The organism is Nocardia sp. 852002-51101_SCH5132738 (assembly GCF_001665695.1).
Classification (GTDB): domain Bacteria; phylum Actinomycetota; class Actinomycetes; order Mycobacteriales; family Mycobacteriaceae; genus Nocardia; species Nocardia nova.
This window is the reverse complement of sequence record NZ_LZML01000193.1, coordinates 1-934: the sequence shown is the minus strand read 5'-3', so window position 1 is coordinate 934 and position 934 is coordinate 1. Positions and strand designations below refer to the sequence as shown.

1 protein-coding gene is annotated in these 934 nt (G+C 66.6%); it reads right to left on the bottom strand.

The window, feature by feature from the left end; genetic code table 11:
* Positions 1 to 10: 10 nt before the first annotated feature.
* Positions 11 to 925 (bottom strand): 4-hydroxy-tetrahydrodipicolinate synthase, encoded by a 915-nt coding sequence (dapA, locus tag A5789_RS30250; RefSeq protein ID WP_369828829.1) that lies wholly within the window; start codon positions 923 to 925, stop codon positions 11 to 13.
* Positions 926 to 934: the final 9 nt, after the last annotated feature.

The following is a 934-nucleotide window of genomic DNA, read 5'->3' as shown; positions in this document are numbered from 1 at the left end:
ACGTGCCTGTCTACAACAGTCCGGATTCCTCGAGCCCGGCACGCAGACGTTGCTGATGCTCCGGCGGCCCTTGCCGGTATGGCATTCGCGGCGCATCGGAGGAGATGACGCCGAGCATTTTCATCGCGGCTTTGGACTGAATGGCGCCTTGTGAGACGTGCATGATCGCGTCGACGGCGGGGATGAGACGCCGATGGATCTCGCGTGCCCGCGACAGGTCGCCGCGGTCGACGGCGGCGATCATCTCCGCGTAGTGATCGCCCGCGACGTGACCGACCACCGACACGATGCCGGTCGCGCCTTGAGCGAGGTGTGGCAGGTTGACGACGTCGTCGCCGGAGTACCAGAGCAGGTCCGTCTGCGACATAAGCCGACTGGCCTCGAAGAAATCGCCCTTGGCATCTTTGACGGCGCGCACGGCGGGAATGTCGGCCGCCCGACGAATGGTGTCGGTGCTCAGCGCCGTCCCCGTCCGGCCCGGGATGTCGTACAGCATGACGGGCACACCGCCGCCGGCCTCGGCGACCAGGCGGAAGTGTTCGAGGATGCAGTCCTGCGGCGGCTTGTTGTAGTACGGCGTGACAACGAGCAGAGCGTCTGCTCCGCAGGCGACCATTTCGCGCGCCGCGCGAGTCGAGTGCTCGGTGTCGTTGGTGCCGCAGCCGGCCATCACCTGGACGCGGTCGCCCACTGCCTCGACCACCGCCCGCACGCAGGCGTAGTCCTCCTCGTCGGTGGTGGTGGCGGACTCACCCGTGGTCCCGTTGACCAGCAATCCGTCATGGCCGTGGTCGGCGAGGTATACGGCGAGGTTCTGCAGGCCGTCGTAGTCGATCGAGCCGTCGGCGTGCATGGGGGTCACCATCGCCGTGATGACTCGACCGAAGGGGGTGTCCACCATGATCGTGAGATTACAGGCGAGCACCTCACCGCC